Raw genomic sequence first — 22,992 nt, forward strand, 5'->3', positions numbered from 1 at the left:
ATGGTATGAACGTACAACAAATTATGTTAATCTTCTTGCAAAATACGAAAATGTTTTACCCTTGAATCTGCTGCAATATCCTTAGCACTTCCCACTTGAAAAACAGATGACAAACTTAATGCGGTTAAATTGACTTGATGAACACAAATGGCATCTGTACGGTGGTGGACCTTATAGTGATTAATAATCGTTGGAATATTCGGCCACACTGTTTTTCTCTTGAAGATATCGTAATCTTTGAAGTAAAGATTATCACTTTTACTTAAATATTCGCTTTGTTTTTGTAATGCAATTGCTTTAGATTTTTGATTAATCGTAACACTGTCACCGATGTTGAAAATCGAGCTACTTGCGATTGAAGTCGTATAAATCGTATTAACTACTGATGTACGTTTTTCCATCGACTATCCCTTCTTAACCCTTGAGGTGCTAATGGTATAATGTTGCCAAATGTGAAGCTTTCTGGTGGCGTATCGAAAAAAGAGGAAAGAAATATTTGTTCATTGTCGCCGATTAACAAAACGGAAGAAGAACCGACACCTTCCACTTGAATATTTCCTACATTAATTCCCCAGTTGTGTACTTCAATATTCATGAATCTTCACCTTCTTTTTCTGAACTTTGCATGTAATTTTGTAAGGACTGATTAATTTCATTTTTAATACTATCGGTAATGAAAGTATGGAGTTGATCGTGATTACGAGAATGATTCTGCTTCAATGCTTCTTGCTCATAAAAAGAAATTCGGCTAGGAAGCTGATTGTTAATATCCTGAAGAAGCATGGCTTGAAACGATTCATCGATTGGCTTATGATAGGTTGCAGCTAAATTGCTTATTTGGGATGGACCTGTTTCTCTTAAGTATTGTTGAAGTTCACTTGTTAATTGTTGTTTCAATGGCACTGGATAATTTGGAGGAGTTGTTTGCTGACTAGCTAATTCCTCTATATTCTCTAAATCGCTAGGGGAAAGGCCAATATGAAGTGTCCCTGCTAAGTGTTCAATCTTGAGCTGGTCAAATTTGTATTCAATCTTCTCAATGTTTGGTGCTTTGTTTTCAGTTGCCTTTTTTTCCAATGTATCGACTCTTTTTTCTAGTAATTTAATTTTCTCATCTTGTTGCATTATGCAGTATTGAAGCTCGTATAGATAGGTACTCCATTCATTTCCATTCATAAACACTTCCCCTTTCGACTGTAGGATAGAGAGAATGATAAAGCTAGTCAAATGCCTAGAATAGTTTATGCAATTAATAAAGAATTTGTGTTCATCGATTGGTGAGAGGGATGGTTGGTCATGACATGTTTTCTAAGGCGCAAGTGGTACTAATGGCGTTACTTCAGATGATCCAGTGCTAGCTGCTATTTTTGCTTCTTCAGCAGGCTCTGTATAGCCACCAGTATTATAAATATCAGATTGCGCTTGAATACTTCCAGTGCTGCCAATCTGTAGAACAGAGGAATTCGTAATCGCGCCAATTTTTATAAGGTAAATACTTATCGATTGATGGATTATTATGTTCATACTATTCACTCCAATACTAACTTATTGTCTGATCAATTTTATCTGAATCATTGATATACGTATTTGATTTGTTTAGATTGATACGGATTCCGTTTCCGGTATTAAAGGAGCCACTACCAGCATAAGTTTTGGCAGTACTTTGTGGGGACATCGAATAGACATCACCGATATTAAAGATGCTCGATGAAGAAATGTTGCTTACTTTTACTGCACCGACTTTAGCTGGCATTGATATCCCCCCTAAAGTAGTTTATGTCATTTCAGCTAAATGTTGAAACAGATAGCATGTAAGAAAAATTATCTCCCTTTGGTAAGTACATTGCGGATTGGTGTGGAAAAAAGTGTATATCCACGGTGGTTAATATCACCCAAAATACAACAATGATAGAAAATAACTAAGCAATATCAGTTGAATGAACGCAATTGTCTAAAAATAAGTTATAGTAAAAGATATTGAATCGTTGGAAGGAATGGTTGATGAATGGAAACAAATATATCACCAGTACAAGAATCTAAACGTTTAGTTTGGATTGATGCCGCAAGAGGATTCGCGATATTTGGAATATTTATCGTCAATATTGGTGGATTTGGAGCTCCGTATTTTATCCATGGAGGGGGAGAGGATGTTTGGACATCCTCAATTGACAGAACGACGCAATGGGTTATTGATGTCTTTTTCCAAGCAAGCTTTTATACATTATTTTCGCTATTATTTGGGTTCGGATTTCAGTTATTAAATGAAAGGCTCATAAATCGTAACTTAAAACCATCGCTGTTTTTATTTCGCCGATTGTTTATTTTAATTTGTTTTGGTCTCATACATGCATTTGCTATATGGTATGGGGATATTCTGTTAACCTATGGATTGATTGGCTTACTATTATTGCTATTTTTAAGAGTGAAGCCTAGTACGCTGATAATATGGGGAACAAGTTTATTGGTAGGGAGTGTAGGTCTAATTTCATTTGGTTTATTTGCAGTACGGGATTTACTAGGTGGAGCAAATGACGATGGAATTGCCCAAGCATTAGTGAATTATAGAAGTGGAAGTCTAATTACTATTTGGACACAAAACTATCAGGATTGGGTGTTCGGAAATGGGGGAATAAGCTACCTGTTATTAGTCACTACTTTATTACCCTTGTTTTTATTTGGAATGTACCTTGCACAAAAAAAGTGGCTGCATGAGCCACAGAAGCACAAAGCAATATTGATTCGATTGTGGGCGATAAGCTTTGTTCTCTTTATTGGCATCAAAATGGGAATCTATTTATTTGGTAATCCACTATGGTTCGCTTATATACAAGATAATATTGGTGGAACAGCTTCGGCAATCTTTTATATCTCATCGATAACCCTAATTGGGCAAAATAATCTTGGAGGAAAGCTAATCAAACCACTCATAGCTGTTGGCAGGATGTCGTTAACTAACTATATCATGCAATCGTTAATCTGTTTTATCTTATTTTATGGTGTTGGATTTGGTTTATATGGCTATGTCGGTCCATTTACAACAGTACTAATCGTATTGCTCGTATTTATTATCCAAATTTTTATAAGCAAATGGTGGTTCCATCATTTCTTGTTTGGTCCTCTTGAATGGATATGGCGGAGTTTAATGTATGTAAAAAGGCAGCCATTTCGTAAAAAGAAGGTATAATGAGCGAACAAAAGATTTGGGTGCGGGAAATAATAAGGGGAGGCTCGTGAGTTTGAGCATCCCCTTAAATCTATGACTTTAATACTTCTCTAATCTTCTCTAAAGCCCAGTCTAAATCATCTTTTTCTATAATAAGCGGAGGTGCAAAGCGAATTACATTTTCATGTGTTTCCTTACATAATATCCCTTTATCCATTAGTTGCTCACAGTATGGACGAGCGGTTTCCGATAATTCAACACCAATAAATAATCCTCTCCCACGTACATCTTGTATCATTGGATTATTTAACTTTCTGAGTTCAGCAATCATGTAGTCTCCTAATTGCAATGATCGTTCAGTGAGTCGCTCTTCTTCTAATACTTCAAGTGCAGCGATTGAGACTGCACATGCTAGCGGATTACCGCCAAAAGTGGAGCCGTGTGAACCGGGATTAAATACACCAAGAATATCTTTATTGGCTACGATACAGGAGATTGGAAAGACTCCTCCACCAAGTGCTTTTCCGAGAATGATGATATCAGGTGTTACGTCTTCCCAATCACAGGCAAATAATTTTCCAGTACGACCGAGTCCACTCTGGATTTCATCGGCAATATAAAGGACGTTATTTTCCTGACAAATTTGATATGCTTCTTGAAGAAAACCATCAGGTGGAATTATAATTCCAGCCTCACCTTGGATTGGCTCGAATAAAAAGCCTGCTGTATTTTCAGTAATCGCTTCTCGAAGTGCCTCGATATCACCAAAGGGAATAAGTTTAATACCGGGAAGCATCGGCCCAAAGCCACGTTTATATTCCGTTTCAGACGATAAAGAAACCGCTGTCATAGTTCTGCCATGGAAATTGCCCACGCAAGCAATAATTTCTGCTTGATTCTCAGCAATACCTTTCACATCATAAGCCCATCGTCTCGCTGCCTTTACTGCAGTTTCCACAGCTTCTGCACCTGTATTCATAGGGAGAACCATTTCTTTTTTCGTTAGATTACTAATCTTTTCGTACCAGGGACCAAGCTTATCATTATGGAATGCTCGTGAGGTCAATGTAACTTTATCAGCTTGCGCCTTTAAAGCTGCAATGATCTTAGGGTGGCGATGACCTTGATTAACAGCGGAATATGCGCTCAGCATATCCAAATAGCGATTCCCTTCAGGATCTTCTACCCAAACACCTTCTGCTTCCTCAATGACAATTGGTAATGGATGATAATTATTTGCCCCATGCTCCTCCGTTAACGCAATGATATTTTTTGTTGTTTGTATCATTCTACCCCTCCATTATCATGTTAGTGTATCGCATCAAGCAATGATGCGATAGTTATAATTTTATAGCAGGAAAATTTCGACTTTTCCATCTAATAATATTATACCAGTTTCAGATTAACTTTACTTTAACTTTCTTTGTTAGATGTGAAAAACGCATCAAATAATGATATGATAGTGAAGTAATGAGGTTAAGTATATACGATGGAAAACGAAAAATTCTTATTGAAAAGAAGGGGGAAAAAAGATGATACATATGCATATTACATCATGGGCACTTGGAATAATTTTACTAATTATCGCCATTATTTTGCAAAAGCAAGGAAAGGCAAAGCCGGCTAAAATTGTACATATGATTTTACGCCTTGACTATTTATTTATTTTATACACAGGTGGATCATTGCTCGGAATGTATTTCTCCAATATTCAAATGCCAATGTTTGCGGAAGTAATAGTAAAAGGTATTGCGGGTATTTGGCTGATTGCTGCGATGGAAATGATTCTAATTAAATCGTCTAAAGGGAAATCGACAACTAGTGCCTGGGTACAATTCGTAATCGCACTTTTAATTGTATTAGTTTTAGGGTTTGTTCGCTTGCCATTAGGTATTGATATGTAAATAAAGGATACGTGGAGGCTGTCTCAAATTATGAGGCAGCTTTTTTTTCAATTTGCATTGTTTGTTATAATTAATAGTAGAATGCTAGTGGTCTGTTATCAGCAGTGGAAATAACCATCAATATCATAAGGATAAAGCAGCGGAATACCCATTAGAAAAGTGAAGTCTTTTCAACAATATTACAGATTTTATTGACTATTCGGGTCTATCATTAATAATAGAACAAGGACATTACATAGATGGTGGGGGAGATTTTGATGAAGAGGATTTTGTTTGTAGTTATCATAGGATTATGTTTATTCATTAATAATGAAAACGTTGTATTCGCTGAAGGACAGCCGATTCACGAAGAAATAATATATAATATATTAATTGATCGTTACAATAATGGAGATTTTCAGCGCGATGGCCAAGTAGATATTGATAATCCAACAAGCTACCATGGCGGAGATCTACAAGGAATTATTGCAAAACTAGATGATCTCGAGGAAATAGGGGTTACAATAATTTCCCTTTCGCCTATCATGGAAAATGCTGAAAATGGGTTTCATGGTTATTGGATAGAGGATTTTTATTCGATTGAAGAACAATTCGGCACGATGGATGATTTACATCAGTTAATTAATGAGGCGCATGATCGCGATATAAAGGTTGTATTAGAATTTGTGACCAATTTCGTGGCTAGTAGTCATCCTATCTTAGAAGATCCAGAAAAAGCGGATTGGATAGTCGAATCATCTGAAACTTCTCCAGAATGGATGGGAAATGTAGACAAGCTCAACCTTGAAAATCCAGAAGTTACAGCATACTTAATGGAGGTTGCTGAATATTGGATGGAGGAGACAGATCTGGATGGGTTTAGGCTCCAAGCAGTTGATCAAGTGCCAACTGATTTTGTAGAGCAATTTACTACAAGAATAAAGGAATTACAGCCAGATTTTTATATACTAGGTGATATTTTAGAAACGGATGATAATAATGGCGAATTAATATCAGGGACAAAGTTAGAAGCAATAGAAAATAAAACACTTTATCATTCAATGTCAGATGTATTCGCTAAACCTGATCAATCTGTTGAGGCTATTTATAATGCTTGGAAAAATAGCGGTAAGCAAGATGGATTATTGTACATCGATGATTTTTATGGAGAGAGATTTACCCAGAAATTCGCGGATAATGGACGCAATGCATTAACTGCCTGGACATTAGCATTAACCTATATGTATACATCTCCTGGAACACCTACACTTCTGCAAGGGACAGAATTACCCATGTACGGTGGAAGTGCAGAGGAATCGCAACGGCTTGTTCCGTTTAATAGTGGTGACTCAGAATTAAAAGAGTTCCATAACCGGATATCATCATTGCGCAGTCAATTTCCGGTATTACAGCATGGAGATTTCGCTTTAGTAGGTTCGAGTGATTCTATGAGTGTATTTAAACGAACGCTAGGGGATGAAACAATGTATATCGCAATAAATAATGGCAGTGAATCTGCATATGTGGATATAGATGGAATTGATTCTGGGATGCAGCTTACGGGGTATCTTGGTGATAACCTAGTGAGGGAAAATGAAAATGGTACATATCGGGTGGGGCTCGCCCGGGAAACGGCAGAGGTTTATTCTATAGGACCAGATACAGGGATTAACTGGTCATTTATAGGCTTTGTGGGTGGCATATTCTTGCTGTTTGTAGTAGGGGTTATTTATCTAAGCAGGAAAGCGAAAAAAAGTGAATAACTGGAATAATAATGGCATACGGCTTCTTCCGTTTGCCATTTTTTAAGAAAAGATAGTTATCAATTACCCATTCACAATCGTACCACCATTTACATGTATCATTTGTCCTGTTACATAGCTAGAATCTTCACTAGCCAAATATACGTAAGCAGGTGCTAGCTCTTTAGGTTCTCCTGGTCGTTTCATCGGTGTATTTCCACCGAAGGAATCTACCTTTTGTTTATCAAAACTAGCAGGGATTAACGGTGTCCAAACTGGACCAGGGGCAACTCCATTTACGCGAATGCCTTTATCTACAAGCGATCCAGAAAGTGATCTTGTAAATGCTGTTATTGCTCCCTTTGTAGCAGAATAGTCGATTAAGTCGACATTTCCTTTGTAGGCTGTAATTGAGGATGTATTAATGATAGAACCTCCATTTGTCATTTGGGGAATGACTGCCTGGGTTAAATAGAACATACTGAAGATGTTCGTGCGAAATGTCTTTTCCAACTGCTCGCTAGAAATATTTAGGAAGTTTGTTTGCTGATGCTGTTCACCTGCATTATTTACAAGGATATCGATTTTCTCAAATGTACTTAATACCTCATTAATGGCGGTGTCACAAAATGATTGATCGCCAATATCACCACTAATTAATGAACATTTTTGTCCTTCTCGTTCAACTAATTTCTTTGTTTCATTCGCGTCTTCATGCTCATTAAGGTAAATAATCGCAACATCTGCACCTTCTCTTGCAAAATGCACACTAACTGCGCGACCAATCCCACTATCTCCACCGGTAATAACCGCTACTTTATTTTTTAACTTACAACTACCCTGGTAATCCTCGCGAATATACTCTGGTCTTGGGAACATTTCTGATTCGAGTCCAGGTTGCTGTTGTTGTTGCTGTGCTGGTGGTGTAACTACTCCATTATTATTTTCCATGTTCATTGGTTCCACAACTCCTTTGTATCCTTCTTTTTATATCTTCCCCAAAAATAATTAGTAAAAACCAAAAAAGAAAAGTCCTTAAATGGACTTTTCAAGTTGTTTGTATTCAAATGCAGAGATTGCACCTTGCTTATGTAGGTATTCAAATATTCTTCGGTAATTTTTAATATCAATCTCTTGCGCGATATATTTATTCTGGTAAAAATCTAATAGTTGGTCAACCGAATCAGGTGTGTAATTTCGTTCACTTGCAAAAGCATGGACCAATTCATGGATTAGCATGGTTATCCTCCTCAATTTTTGCATATAAAGCCTTCTATAAACTATATGTACATGTTTGATTAAGCATGCTAATTAGCAATAAAAAACTTGCCCAAACAGTAATTTGGACAAGTTATCATGAATTAATTATTTGGTTTGTTCGAGAAAAATAAGCCAATTGTACCTGGACCAACATGTGCCCCGATGACAGCGCCAATCATGACTATTTCGATATCATCAACAGCGATTTCGAACTTTTCGCTAATTCTGTTAGCAAGCTGAGTTGCACGCTCAAGATCATCACTATGACAAATACCAATTTTTTGATTTTTGAAATCAGCTCCACGTTCTTCCATCATATCAAGCATACGACCAAAGACCTTTTTAGAGCCTCTAATCTTTTCAAGAGGAATTAGTTTGCCATCGTCAACATGTAGAAGTGGTTTTATTTTTAATAAAGTGCCAACAAATGCAGCAGTTTTACTTACACGTCCACCACGATATAGATATTCCAAATCGTCTACGGTAAAGAGATGTACCATATGTTTCGCCTGGTAAGTAGCGTCGTCAACAATTTCTTTTATTGATGCACCGGATTTTGCGAGCTTAGCTGCATGTAGCACAACAAGTCCATAACCTAGTGATGCGCATTTTGTATCGATAATTTGGATAGGTGCCTCGGGATATTCCTCCAGCACTTCTTGTAGCATCATCTTCGCCGTTTGGTATGTACCGGATAGCTGTGAAGAAAACGCAATGTATACTAAAGGTTGATTCTTCTCAGCATAAGGTGTAAAGATAGTTTTAAATGTTAATGGAGAAACTTGAGACGTCTTCGGAACCTTGCCTTCGCGCATTGCATTATAAACTGTTAAAGGTTCAATTGTAACTCCATCTTGGTAATCTTTATCATCTAAATGAACAGTTAATGGTACCATTTCAATGTCAAATTCGTTATAATGTTCTTTTGATAAATCAGTTGCAGAATCGGCTAGAATTTTTACCGTCATTGTTACACCAACTTTCTTTTTAAATTATAATTGTGTATCTTTTAGTTTAAAGCTATAAAGTTAGTTAGTCAAAGTATAGTCGTAGTAGGAGGAACCGAATCATGTTCATGATTGAAGCAAAACGGATTATTATCGTTATTATTGGCGCATTATTAAATGCAATATCACTAAACTTCTTCTTTATAGAAGCGAATGTATATGGTAGTGGATTTACAGGTGCTGCTCAGCTGATTGCTAGTATTTTTCAAGATTTTCTAGGAATTGGGTTAAGTACAGGTATATTATTGTTTGTGTTAAACATACCAGTTTTACTACTTGGCTGGTATAAAGTAGGTAAGGGCTTTACTTTATATAGTATTGTATCTGTATTTTTTTCATCACTATTTTTGCAATTTTTACCGGTTATTGCACTGTCAGATGATATCATTCTCAATGCTGTATTTGGGGGAGTAGTTGCGGGAGCAAGTGTGGGTTTAACTTTGAAGCATGGTGCTTCTACTGGTGGATTAGATATTATAGCAATGGTATTATCACGCAAGAAGGATAAACCAATTGGCAGCTTTATTTTAATCATTAATGCTATAATTATCGTGCTATCAGGAATTTTATATGAACCAGAAAACGCATTATATACAATGGTTGGATTGTATGTAACTACACGTATAATTGATGCCATTCATACCCGCCATGAAAAGGTTACAGCAATGATAGTTACCCATAAGCCAGATGAATTACAACAGGCAATTCATAAAATTATGGTACGAGGAATTACGATTTTGCCTGCTAAAGGGGCATACACGAAGTCAGAGAAAAGTATGCTCTATCTAGTGATAACAAGATATGAGTTATACGACTTAGAAAAAATAATCCAAGAAGTCGATCCAAATGCATTTACAAACATTATTGAGACCGCTGGAGTATATGGTGTATTTCGAAAAGAATAATACTAAATATAAATCGAGAGCAATCATCCTAAAATGATTGCTCTCGATTTTATTCGTTATGTACTTATTTAAAAGCCATGCTTGGTAATAACTTCTTGAATATTAGATGTAATGCTTTCCCATTCGACATCAAATTTCTTATTTACAGTAATAAAATTTTGGTAACCGAACACATTATCAACACCATCAAGCTTCATTAAATCATTTAATACTGCATATTCACTTATGTCACCAGGCATAACGGATACACTATTTGTTCCTTCAAAAATAATACTGTCAGTTGAAAATTTCATTGCATTTGGATTTGGTGTAGGTTCAATACGAACGCCCATAATAAATCCCTCCTAATCAAAATCATACTTACTTCTATAGTAGCAGAAATACTATCATTTAAAAAGTATTAAAGAGACACCCAACTAAAAATAAGTATGGGTGTCTGCATAGGTCAATGATGATTTCCTTGGTATTTCGCTCTTTACTGTTTTCGCTCAGTCTCTGCCTCTGCTAAAGTGGAACGATATGGAAACCGTTCGGCATGCTTCTTAACAGAATCAGCACCTTGCTGCGTAAATCTTCTTGATTTACTTCCTTTTCCCATGATGATTCCTCCTCTTGAAAAATACATCAATCGAAATGAAAAAACACAGTAGGTTCTGCAAATGTCCAATAGAAATCGTGGAGAAAATCCTCCTAAAAGAAGAAAAGAGTGAACGATTATTCGTTCACTACTAGTATTGGTACTCTTTATATTTCTAATCATGGAAACAAAAGGGAACTAGCTTGTTTTAACATTGAGCTTCAAATATTCTTCGAGGAAAATCCCAATTCCATCCTGTTCATTTGTTTTCGTAATATGCTTTGCCAGTTTCTTTAACCCCGGTATTGCATTACCCATTGCAACTCCAACTCCCGCATAGTCAATCATTTCTAAATCATTGTCTTCATCACCAAAGGCAATAATTCGATCTTGCGGTATGTCATAATAACGGGCAATCTTCTGCAAGCCAACCGCCTTATTCATTCCTTTTTTAATAATTTCAACGATGTTCCAAGGTGCACCCCAATTTCGGTGCTCAATAAATTCCGCATGATAGTCATCTAAATGATTTCTCAGCGTTTCTATTTGATCTTGCTTTGGCAGAACTAAGATAGAAGTAGGATCCTCTGTTAATGTTTGTTTAATATTCCCAATTTTGAATGGGGGATCATCTGGTGACTCTTGATAAATTTCGATAAGCTTTTCATCGTATTGTGCAAGATAAACATCATCCATCACTTCAGCAAGTATATTATTTACATTTAAATCAAAGCATGCATCAATGATTGCATGTGCAGTACGAATTGGCATTGGGTTATGGAGTGCATCCCAATTCCTATTTGTTGGGTGATGTAGGAGTGCGCCATTAAAGTTTACCATGGGCGTTTTTAATCCAAGTTCATGATAATAGTTAATACTTGAACGATGGGGTCTGCCTGTTGCAATGACAACAATATGACCTTCGTCCATCGCAGTTAGTACTGTCTGTTTTGTTTGTGAACTGATTACTTTATTATCAGTTAAAAGCGTACCATCTAAATCTAATGCAATTAAATGTCTGTTTGTCATTCGATCACCTCATAGCACTAAGTTTATAAGTCAATTGGTCAGATGTAAAGTAATATTAACCTGACAAGCGTTAAATAACAATGAAGTGAGGGAAATGGTATGTCAGGAAGATTCCAAATTGGCATTATTTTGAAATGATGATATATGATCCTTTGTAAAGAAATGTACTATAACTCCCTCAGATAGATCCGATTTACTCTTAAATGCTCGCTTGTTCGCATTCTAGAAGGATTAAAGCTATTTTATGTAGAAGTTATTGTATTAACGGGTCAGTTTAGTTGAAGATGAGTCAGCGTTCCGTTCAAATAACGAAATGGATTGTCCTATCACCGGACAATCCATTTTTAGTGTTATTTATCCAATTCAACCGTTTCATTTACATCTGTCGATTCGGAACTTTGCCCTGTTATGCGTTTATAGAGAAAGGCGATTTTTTTCGCTAAATTACCGGTATCCCAATATTCTGCTGCTTCCGCTTTTACCTTTATCAAGACAATGTTAGGATCATCATAAGAAGTTTTCATGAATTTCTCATATGTTTTGCTCCATAATTCCTTTTTCTTGTCTATATCTTCAACGATTTCTGCTCTTCCACGAACGGAGACATAGGATTTTCCTGCATAAGTAACATTCACTTCTTGATCATGTAAAATTTCTTTATATTTATTAGTTTCTTTTTTTGTGAAAAACCATAAGTCACCATCAAACTCTACTTCTTGTGTTTTCATAGGGCGTGAAATAAGCCCTTCTTCCGTTAATGTCGTCAGCATGGCAGTGTCTACGTCTTTGATTAACTCTCTTAATGTTTCCATTTCTTCTTGTTTAATCGTGTTAGACATTTCTATCACCTCTTTTATGTTTATAAAGGTATACTACCCTTTACACCAATTTTTAATCAATTAGGAATTTACACAGTAGGGCACTGGACAATATTCCAGTAACTGTAGATTTGATGGCCATGCTTATTTTTAATATCAAGTTGTATGAGATGTTGGTTTATGTTTGGATGGAATTAATGGATGTAAAGAATACCTTGAAAGTAATAAAGTTAACTCACAAAAGAGTCTAGGCATTTCACTGGCTGTGCTTGTATTTATTACAACTGTTGTAGGATTCTTTGTATCACTCACTGATGGCTTTACTATTATCAATGGGATAATTATGGGTGGAATACTATTTATTTGTGGCCTCTTTCGAATAGTCTATATCCATAATCTAAGAACAAAACGAAAAGATGATAATAATGAAGAATAAGGGTTTAATCTTTCAAACTTTTCTACTAACTTTACGATAGACCTAGGACAGAAGCTCGGAATCAAGGATTGAATCGTACCTCTTCTGCTTGCGGAAAACCGAAAAGCATGGCGGTACAGGTTAATTGAAAAGTAACTTTAGAAACTGCATGCATTTGCGATATTAAAAAATGTTAATAAATGAGGTAGCAACTAGAAAATGTTGATTTCCAACGACAAAAGTTTCGTCATAAACAACTCCTGAATCATCCCCGTAAAAAAACAGGATAATTCAGGAGTTGTTTTACTTTCTATTTTTTATGCAGCTCCACTTCACCAATTCCCTCTACAATAAGTTTTAGATTTTTGGAATTGTTATAAGAAGTTATTGGGAAATTTGTTGAAATAATCGTTTCGTTATTTTTTGTAGTCTTATTAAATCCAGTTACTCCATATTCATTACCATCTTCATCTACGATTTTCATGTCTACAAAAGTATTTTCATTTTCATATATCCCATCCAATGAAAATGTTAGATTTAATGATGTTGGATTTGCGTTTGCTTTGGTAACTTGAATGATGGATGTTTGATCCTTCATAGCAAACTGAACAGTTGAATCGGGTTTTTCATTCTCCATGTTGGCGACTGACAGTTTCCAATCCCCATCAATTTTCTTGAGATCTCCCGTACTATAGAAAACATTAACACTTTCCACTTCTATTACAGCATCCTTTAAAGAAGGAATAACACCTTCATTGGAATCTATTAACACATCATACTGAATTTCCCCCGTTTTTATATTCAATATTGGATTTTGATGATCAGAACCAGATGTATATCTGTTGTCACCCTTTAAGGGTTTTGTATCTGGAATAAACTCATGAATATATTCGCCATCACCATTTTTTAATCGGTAATCCATCGAAACTTCCCATACATTATTTAAGATTGAGGGATCTTCAAATGCTAGATGGAAATTTAATCCCAATTTATTAGCATCCGAAAAATGTTTATCTAGCGTTATTTTAATACCCTGATCGGTAATCGTGCTATTACTTTCCTGTATAAACCCATTATTTATGGCTTGCTCTATGCCCTTATCTCCAAAGTTAAAAAATTCATTGATACTGGCCATTACATGTTCATTTGTAAGAACTACACCAGTTACGATAAGGGCACAAGCAGCAGTAGCTACTCTTTTCCAAATGAAGTTGACTTTTTTCTTCTTTGATTTAGCTCGAATAATATCATAGGATTGATCCAGCGACTTCCTTACCTTGACAGGCATCTCTCTATCTTCGCTCATAATCTGATTTAACTCTTTTTCAAAATTATTTTTCATAAACCATCACTCCCTCATTTTTATAATAGTTATTTCGCAAGATCGACTTGGCCCTCGAAAGCCTAGATTTAATGGTTCCTTCAGGCTCCTTTAAAAATTCACTGATTTCTTTAACATTTAATCCGACAATATAGTACAAAATTAGTGCTAACCTATAGACTTCATTTAAACTATTTAGTGCATCTTCTAATTCGATTTTCTGAAATGCATCATTTCCTTTTTCGGGGAGTAAATGCTCACTCATCACCGAAATGTTTTTCTTCTTATTTAGCAAGCTATTACATTTATTTATTAGTATTTTGCAAATCCAAGTATTAAAGTACTCATCGTTTTTTAGAGTATGTAATTTTTCATAAGCCGAGATAATAGCATCCTGCATAGCATCAGCTACATCTTCATCATTGTTTAACAATTTGCTTGCAGTCCGATACAATACATCTTCGTATTGCTTTACTAGTGAAACAAATGCATCTCCATCGCCCTTTTTAGCCTTTTTGACTAAAGCTTTTAGTGATCCCATTCAGACACCCCCTTAATTTTTTTGTTTTTCAATATATTAGATATGGAAGAGCACCCATTAGTTGCATGGAATAAAATAATTTTATCAATCTCATAGAAAATAGGCTGTTTCGACACACTAGACACTATAATGCGTCAAACAGCCTGTTTTTAAACTCATGACTAATTTTGATTGTATCATGTTGGGCGGTGAAGAGATGAATAATGTATGGAGTGGAGCGGGTACATATCAATCAAGGCGTCACGCTAGGAAATAATACAATGATTTGTTGTGGCAGTGTAATTACAAAAAAATATTCAAGCAAATGTAGCAGCTGATGTGCCTGTAGAGTAATTCGAGAAATTATAGATAAGGTTTGAACCGGGTTTAAAGTATAGTCTTTAGTTTAATAAGAAAAACTGAAACTTATCTCATGGTATTCCGTAATTAAGTGATATGTCATAGCGTTATTAAGCTATATGAGAGGAAGTGATTAATATAACTATTAAAAAGATATTTATTTCAATTGTTTCTGCGGTTCTAGTTTCAATGATTACAGTTGGAGGAAGTACCATAGCAACTTTTTTATACTATTACCTCAATGGTGAACAAGTTGGTGAAGTGATTACAACATCACGAGTAGTATGGTTTTCAATTATATTTGTCATATCTTTTTTATTTATATTTTTTGGACTAGATAAAAAAGATAAGAAGTAACTTTCTTTTGTTTTATTCGTTACTTATCATCCAAAATAGTTGCTTCTTGTTTCAGAACTCACACTTCAGGGAATGAAATCCAGGAACTAAGAGGATTGCCATGATACGAGTTATGAAACTAACAGTAATCGGAATCATCGCTGGAACCATTCTTGCAGGATTTCTCAAAATTATCCATTTGTTGACTCATAACGATGCTTATATATTACTGTTTAACACTGATTATATTCCGCTCTTAAATCAACTCCACAACTGGTCTGTTGTCGGAATCATCTTCCACTTTGTTACTTGTATTGCAAGTGTCATTGGATTATTTTATATACTGAAAGCGTTGGGTATCGAGTACAACCTATTAGCCTATATCCTTGTCTATACAGTCGGGAGTGCCATGCTGTTTCCACTAACAGCTCTTTCTGAAAAAACTCCAAGCCTTACTAATTTCCCAGCTTTTATCTATTGGACATCCGGACATATGATTTATAGCTTCGCAGTAGGACTAATGGTTAAAAGATGGTTGTAATAAAGGAAGCATAGGAAAGGTTCTTACAGATTTCTTTTTAAGGATTCATTATATGGTGCGTTAGTTAAACAAGGTGATCATTAAATTTGATCGCCTTTTCTTCTAAAAAAATTAAATAGTATGTTTTGAATATTATGTTATTATTAGGTGTAGAGATATGAGTTAATGTGGCAGGTATGAAAGTTATACCAGAGATAACCACCGATGAAATCATTTTTGCTCCTTCAACAGTTTTGTTGTTGTCTGGAGTAGATACTTGGGATGACCAAAGGCACATACCAATTGTAGAAAAGGCAACTGAGTTGTTAGAATGCGGTGCAACATTTGATGAAAGAGGAGCAATGCTTGCGATATAGTTCCTTTCCTCAATAATTTATAAAAAATAAAATAATGTTCTCTTATTCAATTAACGAGTGCGATTGCTTAATAAAAATAGACACTCCTTGTGTAAATGTAGCAGTATAGTTAAAAAACCTTAACATTAAATCTCAAGTATCTAATGTAATCGAAAAACTAAAATTAAAAATAGACAGGAGTTTAATTACAATGATAAAAGGTTTCGGTGGAATATTTTGGAGAACTAAGAATGTTGATGTTATAAAAAAATGGTACAGTGAAGTGTTGAAGATTGAAATAGATAATTGGAATGGGACTGTGATTAAACCTCAATTAGGAAATGAGACTATTTTTTCTTTCTTTGCAGAGGATGACAGTTATTTTCCATTAGAACAACAAGTGATGTTAAATTTTCAAGTATATGATCTAAACGAGACTATTAAGCATCTTGAACAAATCGGAGTTCCTCTTGTTAAGGAAAAAGAGGTTAGTGAGTTTGGAAAGTTTATTTGGATTGAAGATCCTGAAGGCAGACTTGTCGAGCTTTGGGAGAAATAGGGAGTCGTAATTTATTGCTATTGAGCTATCTGGTGTTTTTCTTAAATAAGGAATTGCATCTTTGCGCCTTGTTCAACTATTAGGGCAGGTAAGTGGGGAAACGCTAAGTACCTATGAATAATGAATTAATGAAGTTATTGAGGGTGACTTTATATGGAAAACTTTAAGAATTTTGCATCGTGTTTAAAATCAAACCAAAAAATGTAACTTGGACATCGTTTGCCCCATCAAAGATTGTTCCTAAATATACAGTTGACTTTGAAAAAAGGTCAAATAACAGGAGTAGTAAAACGTAATGAAATGGTATATTTGACAGTAATTGTAGATGTTGCTAATGAAAAAACTGTGGCAAAAGGGAGCCTTAGGAGAATCCTTAAACATACTAAACCTTTCAAAAAGCATAATTACATTGAAATTATTAAATGTGAGGCTGATTATTTTAATAAATAAAAATACAACAAATACTTAGGAGCAAGTTATTAAACTTATTGGTGCAAGGGTGAAGAAGGGTTAATAAAGCTAAAGCTACTACGTGAGTATGGGATGATAATATGAAACGTTATTATTTTGCAGTGACGTATGATGTTTGCGAACATAATAATCTATATGAAGGCATGAATAAATATCCTTTAGATGCGTCTATTGAGATAGAGAAGCAAGTAAGTGAATTTGCAAAAACGGATGTTGCACCCTTAATAAAGATTTATGAATCAGGTACAAGTGACTTTAAAGAATTAAGAATGTATAAAGAATATCATTTTAAATAGTATGAGTGTCGTTGCAATCAATAGTCTTTATTCGACTAAACGGTACGTGAGTAAATAAGAAGTTGTTTATGCGGCAACTCCTTATTCTTCTATAGGTACAGAGAATTGAATATGGTTAATTAGTAATAAAATCAAGAAGAGAAAGTTAGTTAATTAATTCACTACTCAATTCTAACCGATTGGTGGAATAATCAGCTAAGAATACATTTAAAAATAGGCAAATAACTATTCCTCTTTCAACATAGGCACATATACTACTTTTGAAACAACTAAAGGAGGAGATATATAGTGGAAAGACAATATTTTGGTGGTCAACCAGGCCATGGTAGTTATCCAGGCCATGGTGGTCAACCAGGCCATGGTGGTTATCCAGGCTATTGGGGCCACCCAAGCTATTGGGGTTACCCAGGCTATTGGGGCCACCCAGGCTATTGGGGTTACCCAGGCCATGGTGGTCACCCAGGTTATGGTGGTCACCCAGGTTATGGCGGTCATCACAGATATGATAATCATCGCGACGATTCTGGACACGACGGTAATCACCAAGATGGTTCCTGCTAATCTCATTCAATAATGAAAATATTTATAAGTTGTTTTCCAAACTTTTTATGAAACTCAAAATTAAATCTTTTGAAAAAGAATCCATTTTGTTCAATCAACTTTCAAAATGGATTCTTTATATTTATTGTAAAATTTAGGTTTGTTAGGGTGTTTACACGTAAACACATCAAAAAACACAGCAATCGATGATGGAAATACGAAAATCTAGTGGTTGCAGAAATTGCACAATAAGAGATGTTTTATGCTAAATTTTGATGAATTAAATAAAAACTTCCAAGATTGGTTTTTTATTCTCGCATTGCTCCTGCCTCTCGGGAAGTCATTGCACCTTGTCCTTCGCTTACATCTTTCTGAATTTCCTGTTTTACTTTTTTAGCATTAGTTCTGGAAAATCCTGTTTCCATACTAGAACTCAAATTCTGTTGCGTTTGTTGATCTTGTTGCATATAACGTCTCCTCCTTAATATATTGTTTAACGATTTTGTTATTAATAAAAAAGTACGGTGTAATGGGACATGATTCCTGACCCTAAGTACCACCCCTTCCAATGAATAGAAACTACTCTAATATTCCTAATTCAATATACATTCTTTCACCTATCTGACCAGTAACTGGTAAGCCATGACTTCTTTGAAATCGTTTGACAGCATCTTCCGTTGTTTCTCTATAAATACCATCAACTACGCCATAATAGAAGCCTGCTGCTTTTAGTCGATTTTGAACAAGTTGAACAAGATTTCCTTTTGAACCTATAGCTAAATTTCTAAACTCCCATTCACCAAGACCAGTAATTGGACCATCAATGTAGACCGTCGTACCAACATTAATTCTTGTAAATAATTCTTCCACATCCTCATTATGCATGCGTACACAACCACTACTGACATTTTTACCAATGAGTACAGGTTTGTTCGTCCCATGTATTCCGTAATTCCCCCACGGAACATCTAGGCCAAGCCACCTTGTACCAAATCCATGTCCCCAATTTCTCGATTTATCAATTATTTTAAAACGACCGATTGGTGTTGGCGTTCGATCTGTACCTGGACCAATAGGATACTGCGCAATCACTACCCCATCCTCCATAACAGATAACTGGTTTTCCCAAAGGTTGATGTAAATTGTTATGACATCTTGATTCTTTGCTTCAACGTTTTGCGTGAGAGAGAGAGAAACTAAAAATAGGAACAGAACTTTAAAAACGAATGCAAACTTTATCGTTTTACATAAATAAGCATGTTTTATTTCAAAATGGGTAGTAGTCTTTATTTGGTAACGATTGTCGGCTAAGTTCTCAGCATTGTATGCATCACGAGAAGTGCTACCAACTTCTGACACCAACTCACCTCGTTTCATCACAAAATTATTATGTCCATTATTTAGATTTAGAAGTAATGTAAATATGCTTATTAGTTATTTGTTACGAATGGGACAAAATATTTCTGAACCTGGTCATTCCGTAAAAGAGAGGGTTCAACGTAAATCAAGAAACAATAAATAATTTTTATGTTAACAGAACATCTTTGATTCTGGCATCACTCACTTGCTTTTAAATGCTCTAATAAACAACAAAGAACTAAGGTCAATCTAAGCAGTATTAATCAAAGGCATACTTTGGAATTAAATGAACCCTTAGTATGCTTAACGAGAGAACAGAGGTTGCAAGAGTAGATGTGGAGCCTAGTCATCTTCAACCATGTTACTCGATTCAATTCCATCAATTATATTAAATTCAGGTATTAAATCAGTTAGTGAAACGAATTCCGCCTGATTTTGATATACTGGGATATATTCTTTTAGGACGCTAAACGTCATCGGTCCTGGGACACCAACATGACCAATAGCAATTATTTTTTCATGGTCTATTAACTGTTTCGACAGTAAATCGGCTTGCTTCTTAATATGCTGTGCTGTATATATAGCATCAAAAAATAAATTATTTTCCAAAACAGGGACATTCATTTGTGCACCTACTTCACTGACAACGCTATTTTCAGTTGTCTGACTATCGAGAAAGTATAAAGCGTTTTCCCTGCACACTTCGAGAATTATTTTCATTATTCTCTCATCCTCCGTAATCTTAGAACCCATATGATTATTCATCCCGACGGCGTGAGGCACATCTTTAATTGCAGACTCTACACGTTCTCTAATTTCTTGATCACTTAAATCGGATGTGATGGCTCCAGGACCGAGCCAGCTCTTCTTTCCTTTTTTTGGTTCCATCGGTAAATGGATAATAACTTCGTGGCCATTTTCATTTGCGAGCTCGGCATCCTCTTTTGTAGATGGCATAAAGGGCATAATCGCTACGGTTAGTTTTACAGGCAAACTAAGTATTTCCTTCGTTCCCTTCATATTATTACCCAAGTCGTCTATTACTATAGCCAGCTCTTTTTTTAATTGCGGAGTTGGTTCTGCAAAAACTGGCTGTACAAATAAAAAAAGGAAAAGGAAGCTACAAATCAATATTCTCATTAAATACACCTCTTGTTTTTTCTTTTAGGATTCCCAGATCTCATAAAAAATAGGTATCAACTAACGGTAATTTCTGGGAAATAATACGTTTCAATAATTGGGAAAATTCTAGTCGATATACGGTAAAGATGTAAAACAGGGAATCAGTTGCTACAGATTGGGCAATATATTTTTACATAAACACATCCTCAGTCTAGTTTACATTAGCTATAAAAAAATATATACCAATGGAGAAATCAAATGAATAACAATCTTTTTTACAAGACATTTGTAGTTATCTTGATGTTAACCTTTACAGTCAATTATCATATTAAAGCAGTGGAACAGGAAAATAATAATCTCCCAGTCGACTTTAATATCAACATAATACCCTGGCAAGAAGTAAAAGATATTATTCCTAATAAAACAAAGTTCACCATTATAGACTTTGAAACTGGATTATCTTTTAATGTTCAGCGAAGGGCAGGTAAAAGCCATGCAGATGTACAGCCGTTAACTAAGAGGGATACACAAACGATGAAGGAAATATACAATAATAGCTGGAGTTGGAATAGGAGAGCCATCATTGTAAAAATCAATAATCAATTGATTGCAGCATCGATGCATGGAATGCCACATGGCGCCGGTGCTCTTAATAACGGGTTTCCTGGTCACTTTTGTGTACATTTTATTGGTAGTAAGACTCATAAATCGGGTAAAGAGGATCTCTCCCATAAAATAATGATCTTGAAGTCAGGAAATATGCTTAATGACTACCTAACGAAGGTAAACCCTAAGGAGTTAATACAGATTTTTGCTGTCGGAATTAATCAAGAGGATGATTATTTGTTGGATTTAACTCTTACACAATCTGAAAATCAGCAGGAATTTAATAAACTCGTCGAAGATATAACAAGAATTGACATAAATGAAATGGAACTTGAATCACAAATAAGAAAAAATGATCTACTCGTCAATATACCCGTCATAGTCAAAATTACGACGAAAGAAAATAGAATAGTAAAGAAAACAATCCAATTCACTATCCAAAAAACGGGTTTAACAGATCGCTGGCTTATTAACCGTGACTCACTATACGAGGAATTTAATGGCAGGGAATGAGAGGTGATAATTTCGAAAGTATTATTTTATTGAGCTTGCTTTATTAGCGTTATATCTTTCCCACTAATAAAGCAAGAGTATTGGACAGAATCGGGTGATAAGTGAGTATTACAATAGATCAAACAATCACCTGCTAAAGCGGGTGTATTTTTTTGCTTTTATCAGTAGTGTATATAGTAACTAATTATCATGTGCACAAAGTCACGCCGGTAGAAAAAATGCGGAGAGAATAGGATTTATTTGTTACTCAAAGACAATTTATTAAATCCTTTGCCTTAATATAACTTTACTATCATAAAGTTGTAAAAAATGTTTTCTAAAATCCTACTTTAGAAAAAGGTTAAAGAAACTGGAATCTTTCATTTCATTTCGTAACATCATTTCCGAAACAGTTACAAATTTATATCCCTTTTTTTCTAATATAGGTAAAATCTTCTCTAGTGATGTAATGGTTCGGCTTCGATCACCTCCTGCATCATGAAGTAGAATAATATCACCTGGACTTATATTCGAGAGGATGTGATTCGTTATTCGATTGACACTAGGATTTTTCCAGTCTTCCGGATCCTGATGCCATGACCAGAGAACAACATGATAACCGCTATCGACTGCTGTATTTATTATTAAATCATTATAAGCACCACCAACTGGACGGAAAAGGGTTGGTTTCGTTCCGGTAATTTCATAAATTATTTTTGCTGTATCATCTATTTCTTTCTTTAACTCTTTAGAACTTATTGGGTGATAATTATGATTATAAGTATGATTTGCTATCTCATGACCTTCTGTAAACTGACGATAAATAAGGCCAGAGTATTTCTTAGCATGTGCACCCAACACAAAAAAAGTTGCTTTTGCATCATACTTTGCCAATACATCTAATATATCTGGAGTGTATTGCGGGTGTGGACCATCGTCAAAGGTGATAGCAACCATTTTTTCCTTCGTATCTATGTCCCATGTAACATGACCTGTTTTTTCATAATCCCAGCGGTCCGTTGCGGATGTCTGTGTATTTGTAAAAAATAATAAGAAAAAAAGGAAAAGGAAAAATAGTCGTCTTTTCATGTAAATAGCACCTCAATGTTTTTAATATAATATGACACAAAGATCATAGTTAATCCCACTTAATGTAGTTTCTCTTTAGTCTATGAAGTTTTTACAAATTTAATCATTGGAAATTGAGTAGGAGGAGGTTACTAACCTCTGTCCTCTTACCCCCACCGTAAACAAGGTTCCATTTATGGTAGTTTCATCTGAGTTCAACCATTGTGTTGTATCGCTAATAGACTCTTGTTATAGGAAAATGTTGAA

30 protein-coding genes are annotated in these 22,992 nt (G+C 35.2%); 11 read left to right on the forward strand and 19 right to left on the reverse strand.

The genetic code is table 11. The features are described 5' to 3' along the window. Positions 1–26: 26 nt before the first annotated feature. The 5 genes from CWR45_RS07685 to CWR45_RS07705 form a co-directional block, all read right to left on the reverse strand. A complete protein-coding gene (locus CWR45_RS07685) occupies positions 27–401 on the reverse strand; it encodes a spore germination protein GerPE (protein ID WP_115749273.1) in 375 nt (124 codons plus the stop codon). Then, positions 380–595, reverse strand: coding sequence for a spore gernimation protein GerPD (locus CWR45_RS07690; RefSeq protein ID WP_115749274.1), 216 nt, complete (start codon positions 593–595; stop codon positions 380–382). Before CWR45_RS07690 ends, CWR45_RS07685 begins: the two co-directional genes overlap by 22 nt. After that, positions 592–1,176: a spore germination protein GerPC gene (gene gerPC, locus CWR45_RS07695; protein ID WP_115749275.1), complete on the reverse strand. Its 585-nt coding sequence runs from the start codon at positions 1,174–1,176 to the stop codon at positions 592–594. The genes CWR45_RS07690 and gerPC overlap by 4 nt, the downstream gene beginning before the upstream one ends. 132 nt (positions 1,177–1,308) lie before the next feature. Then, positions 1,309–1,524, reverse strand: a complete 216-nt coding sequence (locus CWR45_RS07700; RefSeq protein WP_115749276.1) for a spore germination protein GerPB — start codon at positions 1,522–1,524, stop codon at positions 1,309–1,311. A 16-nt stretch (positions 1,525–1,540) separates the two neighbouring features. Continuing rightward, positions 1,541–1,753 (reverse strand): spore germination protein, encoded by a 213-nt coding sequence (locus CWR45_RS07705; protein WP_115749277.1) that lies wholly within the window; start codon positions 1,751–1,753, stop codon positions 1,541–1,543. Positions 1,754–2,005: 252 nt separating this feature from the next. Here CWR45_RS07705 and CWR45_RS07710 point away from each other — a divergent pair, with 252 nt between their 5' ends. After that, on the forward strand, positions 2,006–3,184 hold the full coding sequence (locus CWR45_RS07710; protein WP_115749278.1) for a DUF418 domain-containing protein: 1,179 nt from the start codon (positions 2,006–2,008) through the stop codon (positions 3,182–3,184). Between the two features lie 70 nt (positions 3,185–3,254). Here the strand turns inward: CWR45_RS07710 and CWR45_RS07715 are convergent, their stop codons facing one another. After that, positions 3,255–4,451 (reverse strand): ornithine--oxo-acid transaminase, encoded by a 1,197-nt coding sequence (locus tag CWR45_RS07715; RefSeq protein WP_115749279.1) that lies wholly within the window; start codon positions 4,449–4,451, stop codon positions 3,255–3,257. Between the two features lie 244 nt (positions 4,452–4,695). On the opposite strand from CWR45_RS07715, the gene CWR45_RS07720 reads away from it, so the two are divergent. Further along, a complete protein-coding gene (locus tag CWR45_RS07720; RefSeq protein WP_115749280.1) occupies positions 4,696–5,067 on the forward strand; it encodes a YisL family protein in 372 nt (123 codons plus the stop codon). Positions 5,068–5,324: 257 nt separating this feature from the next. Further along, positions 5,325–6,809, forward strand: a complete 1,485-nt coding sequence (locus CWR45_RS07725) for an alpha-amylase family glycosyl hydrolase (RefSeq protein ID WP_115749281.1) — start codon at positions 5,325–5,327, stop codon at positions 6,807–6,809. Positions 6,810–6,872: 63 nt separating this feature from the next. Here CWR45_RS07725 and CWR45_RS07730 read toward each other — a convergent pair whose 3' ends face one another. From CWR45_RS07730 to CWR45_RS07740, 3 genes are all read right to left on the reverse strand, one after another. Then, entirely contained in the window at positions 6,873–7,745 is an 873-nt protein-coding gene (locus CWR45_RS07730) for an SDR family oxidoreductase (RefSeq protein WP_115749282.1), read from the reverse strand. A gap of 78 nt (positions 7,746–7,823) precedes the next feature. Continuing rightward, the gene (yppF, locus tag CWR45_RS07735; protein WP_115749283.1) at positions 7,824–8,027 is read right to left on the reverse strand and encodes a YppF family protein; all 204 of its coding nucleotides are present in this window, start codon (positions 8,025–8,027) and stop codon (positions 7,824–7,826) included. Between the two features lie 122 nt (positions 8,028–8,149). After that, positions 8,150–9,016: a DegV family protein gene (locus CWR45_RS07740; protein WP_115749284.1), complete on the reverse strand. Its 867-nt coding sequence runs from the start codon at positions 9,014–9,016 to the stop codon at positions 8,150–8,152. A gap of 101 nt (positions 9,017–9,117) precedes the next feature. Between CWR45_RS07740 and CWR45_RS07745 the strand changes: the two genes are divergently transcribed. Then, a complete protein-coding gene (locus tag CWR45_RS07745; protein ID WP_115749285.1) occupies positions 9,118–9,960 on the forward strand; it encodes a YitT family protein in 843 nt (280 codons plus the stop codon). A 68-nt stretch (positions 9,961–10,028) separates the two neighbouring features. On the opposite strand, the gene CWR45_RS07750 is transcribed toward CWR45_RS07745, so the two are convergent. The 4 genes from CWR45_RS07750 to CWR45_RS07760 all read right to left on the reverse strand — a co-directional run bounded on the left by CWR45_RS07750 (position 10,029) and on the right by CWR45_RS07760 (position 12,405). Next, on the reverse strand, positions 10,029–10,292 hold the full coding sequence (locus CWR45_RS07750) for a NifU N-terminal domain-containing protein (RefSeq protein WP_115749286.1): 264 nt from the start codon (positions 10,290–10,292) through the stop codon (positions 10,029–10,031). A gap of 143 nt (positions 10,293–10,435) precedes the next feature. Continuing rightward, positions 10,436–10,558: a hypothetical protein gene (locus CWR45_RS20305; RefSeq protein ID WP_281271843.1), complete on the reverse strand. Its 123-nt coding sequence runs from the start codon at positions 10,556–10,558 to the stop codon at positions 10,436–10,438. Between the two features lie 177 nt (positions 10,559–10,735). Then, a complete protein-coding gene (locus CWR45_RS07755) occupies positions 10,736–11,566 on the reverse strand; it encodes a Cof-type HAD-IIB family hydrolase (RefSeq protein WP_115749287.1) in 831 nt (276 codons plus the stop codon). Between the two features lie 350 nt (positions 11,567–11,916). Beyond that, entirely contained in the window at positions 11,917–12,405 is a 489-nt protein-coding gene (locus CWR45_RS07760; RefSeq protein ID WP_115749288.1) for a pyridoxamine 5'-phosphate oxidase family protein, read from the reverse strand. A gap of 163 nt (positions 12,406–12,568) precedes the next feature. On the opposite strand from CWR45_RS07760, the gene CWR45_RS07765 reads away from it, so the two are divergent. After that, entirely contained in the window at positions 12,569–12,820 is a 252-nt protein-coding gene (locus CWR45_RS07765; protein ID WP_115749289.1) for a hypothetical protein, read from the forward strand. Between the two features lie 289 nt (positions 12,821–13,109). Here the strand turns inward: CWR45_RS07765 and CWR45_RS07770 are convergent, their stop codons facing one another. Together CWR45_RS07770 and CWR45_RS07775 are read right to left on the reverse strand one after the other, a co-directional pair. Then, the gene (locus tag CWR45_RS07770; protein ID WP_211315946.1) at positions 13,110–14,141 is read right to left on the reverse strand and encodes a DUF4179 domain-containing protein; all 1,032 of its coding nucleotides are present in this window, start codon (positions 14,139–14,141) and stop codon (positions 13,110–13,112) included. Then, the gene (locus CWR45_RS07775) at positions 14,131–14,661 is read right to left on the reverse strand and encodes an RNA polymerase sigma factor (protein WP_115749290.1); all 531 of its coding nucleotides are present in this window, start codon (positions 14,659–14,661) and stop codon (positions 14,131–14,133) included. Before CWR45_RS07775 ends, CWR45_RS07770 begins: the two co-directional genes overlap by 11 nt. A 796-nt stretch (positions 14,662–15,457) precedes the next feature. On the opposite strand from CWR45_RS07775, the gene CWR45_RS07785 reads away from it, so the two are divergent. The 5 genes from CWR45_RS07785 (at position 15,458) to CWR45_RS07810 (ending at position 18,099) form a co-directional block, all read left to right on the forward strand. Continuing rightward, entirely contained in the window at positions 15,458–15,877 is a 420-nt protein-coding gene (locus CWR45_RS07785) for a hypothetical protein (protein WP_115749292.1), read from the forward strand. Positions 15,878–16,053: 176 nt separating this feature from the next. Beyond that, complete coding sequence (locus tag CWR45_RS07790; protein ID WP_211315947.1) at positions 16,054–16,233, forward strand: hypothetical protein; 180 nt, start codon at positions 16,054–16,056, stop codon at positions 16,231–16,233. 190 nt (positions 16,234–16,423) lie between these two features. Beyond that, a complete protein-coding gene (locus CWR45_RS07795) occupies positions 16,424–16,771 on the forward strand; it encodes a VOC family protein (protein ID WP_115749293.1) in 348 nt (115 codons plus the stop codon). Between the two features lie 551 nt (positions 16,772–17,322). After that, a complete protein-coding gene (locus CWR45_RS07805; RefSeq protein ID WP_115749294.1) occupies positions 17,323–17,538 on the forward strand; it encodes a hypothetical protein in 216 nt (71 codons plus the stop codon). Between the two features lie 288 nt (positions 17,539–17,826). Beyond that, complete coding sequence (locus CWR45_RS07810) at positions 17,827–18,099, forward strand: hypothetical protein (RefSeq protein ID WP_211315948.1); 273 nt, start codon at positions 17,827–17,829, stop codon at positions 18,097–18,099. A 287-nt stretch (positions 18,100–18,386) separates the two neighbouring features. Here CWR45_RS07810 and CWR45_RS19775 read toward each other — a convergent pair whose 3' ends face one another. The 3 genes from CWR45_RS19775 to CWR45_RS07820 all read right to left on the reverse strand — a co-directional run bounded on the left by CWR45_RS19775 (position 18,387) and on the right by CWR45_RS07820 (position 20,577). Next, positions 18,387–18,545 carry a hypothetical protein gene (locus CWR45_RS19775; protein ID WP_170138817.1) on the reverse strand — a complete coding sequence of 53 codons (159 nt, stop codon included), beginning with the start codon at positions 18,543–18,545 and terminating at the stop codon, positions 18,387–18,389. Between the two features lie 112 nt (positions 18,546–18,657). After that, positions 18,658–19,437: a L,D-transpeptidase family protein gene (locus CWR45_RS07815; protein ID WP_245975376.1), complete on the reverse strand. Its 780-nt coding sequence runs from the start codon at positions 19,435–19,437 to the stop codon at positions 18,658–18,660. A gap of 342 nt (positions 19,438–19,779) precedes the next feature. After that, complete coding sequence (locus tag CWR45_RS07820; protein ID WP_115749296.1) at positions 19,780–20,577, reverse strand: divergent polysaccharide deacetylase family protein; 798 nt, start codon at positions 20,575–20,577, stop codon at positions 19,780–19,782. Positions 20,578–20,817: 240 nt separating this feature from the next. Between CWR45_RS07820 and CWR45_RS07825 the strand changes: the two genes are divergently transcribed. Next, positions 20,818–21,678 carry a hypothetical protein gene (locus CWR45_RS07825; protein WP_115749297.1) on the forward strand — a complete coding sequence of 287 codons (861 nt, stop codon included), beginning with the start codon at positions 20,818–20,820 and terminating at the stop codon, positions 21,676–21,678. A 324-nt stretch (positions 21,679–22,002) separates the two neighbouring features. Here CWR45_RS07825 and CWR45_RS07830 read toward each other — a convergent pair whose 3' ends face one another. Beyond that, positions 22,003–22,746 (reverse strand): polysaccharide deacetylase family protein, encoded by a 744-nt coding sequence (locus tag CWR45_RS07830; protein ID WP_115749298.1) that lies wholly within the window; start codon positions 22,744–22,746, stop codon positions 22,003–22,005. Between the last annotated feature and the right edge of the window lie 246 nt (positions 22,747–22,992).

The sequence above is a fragment of the Oceanobacillus chungangensis genome, assembly GCF_003369565.1.
Taxonomy (GTDB): Bacteria; Bacillota; Bacilli; order Bacillales; family Amphibacillaceae; genus Oceanobacillus; species Oceanobacillus chungangensis.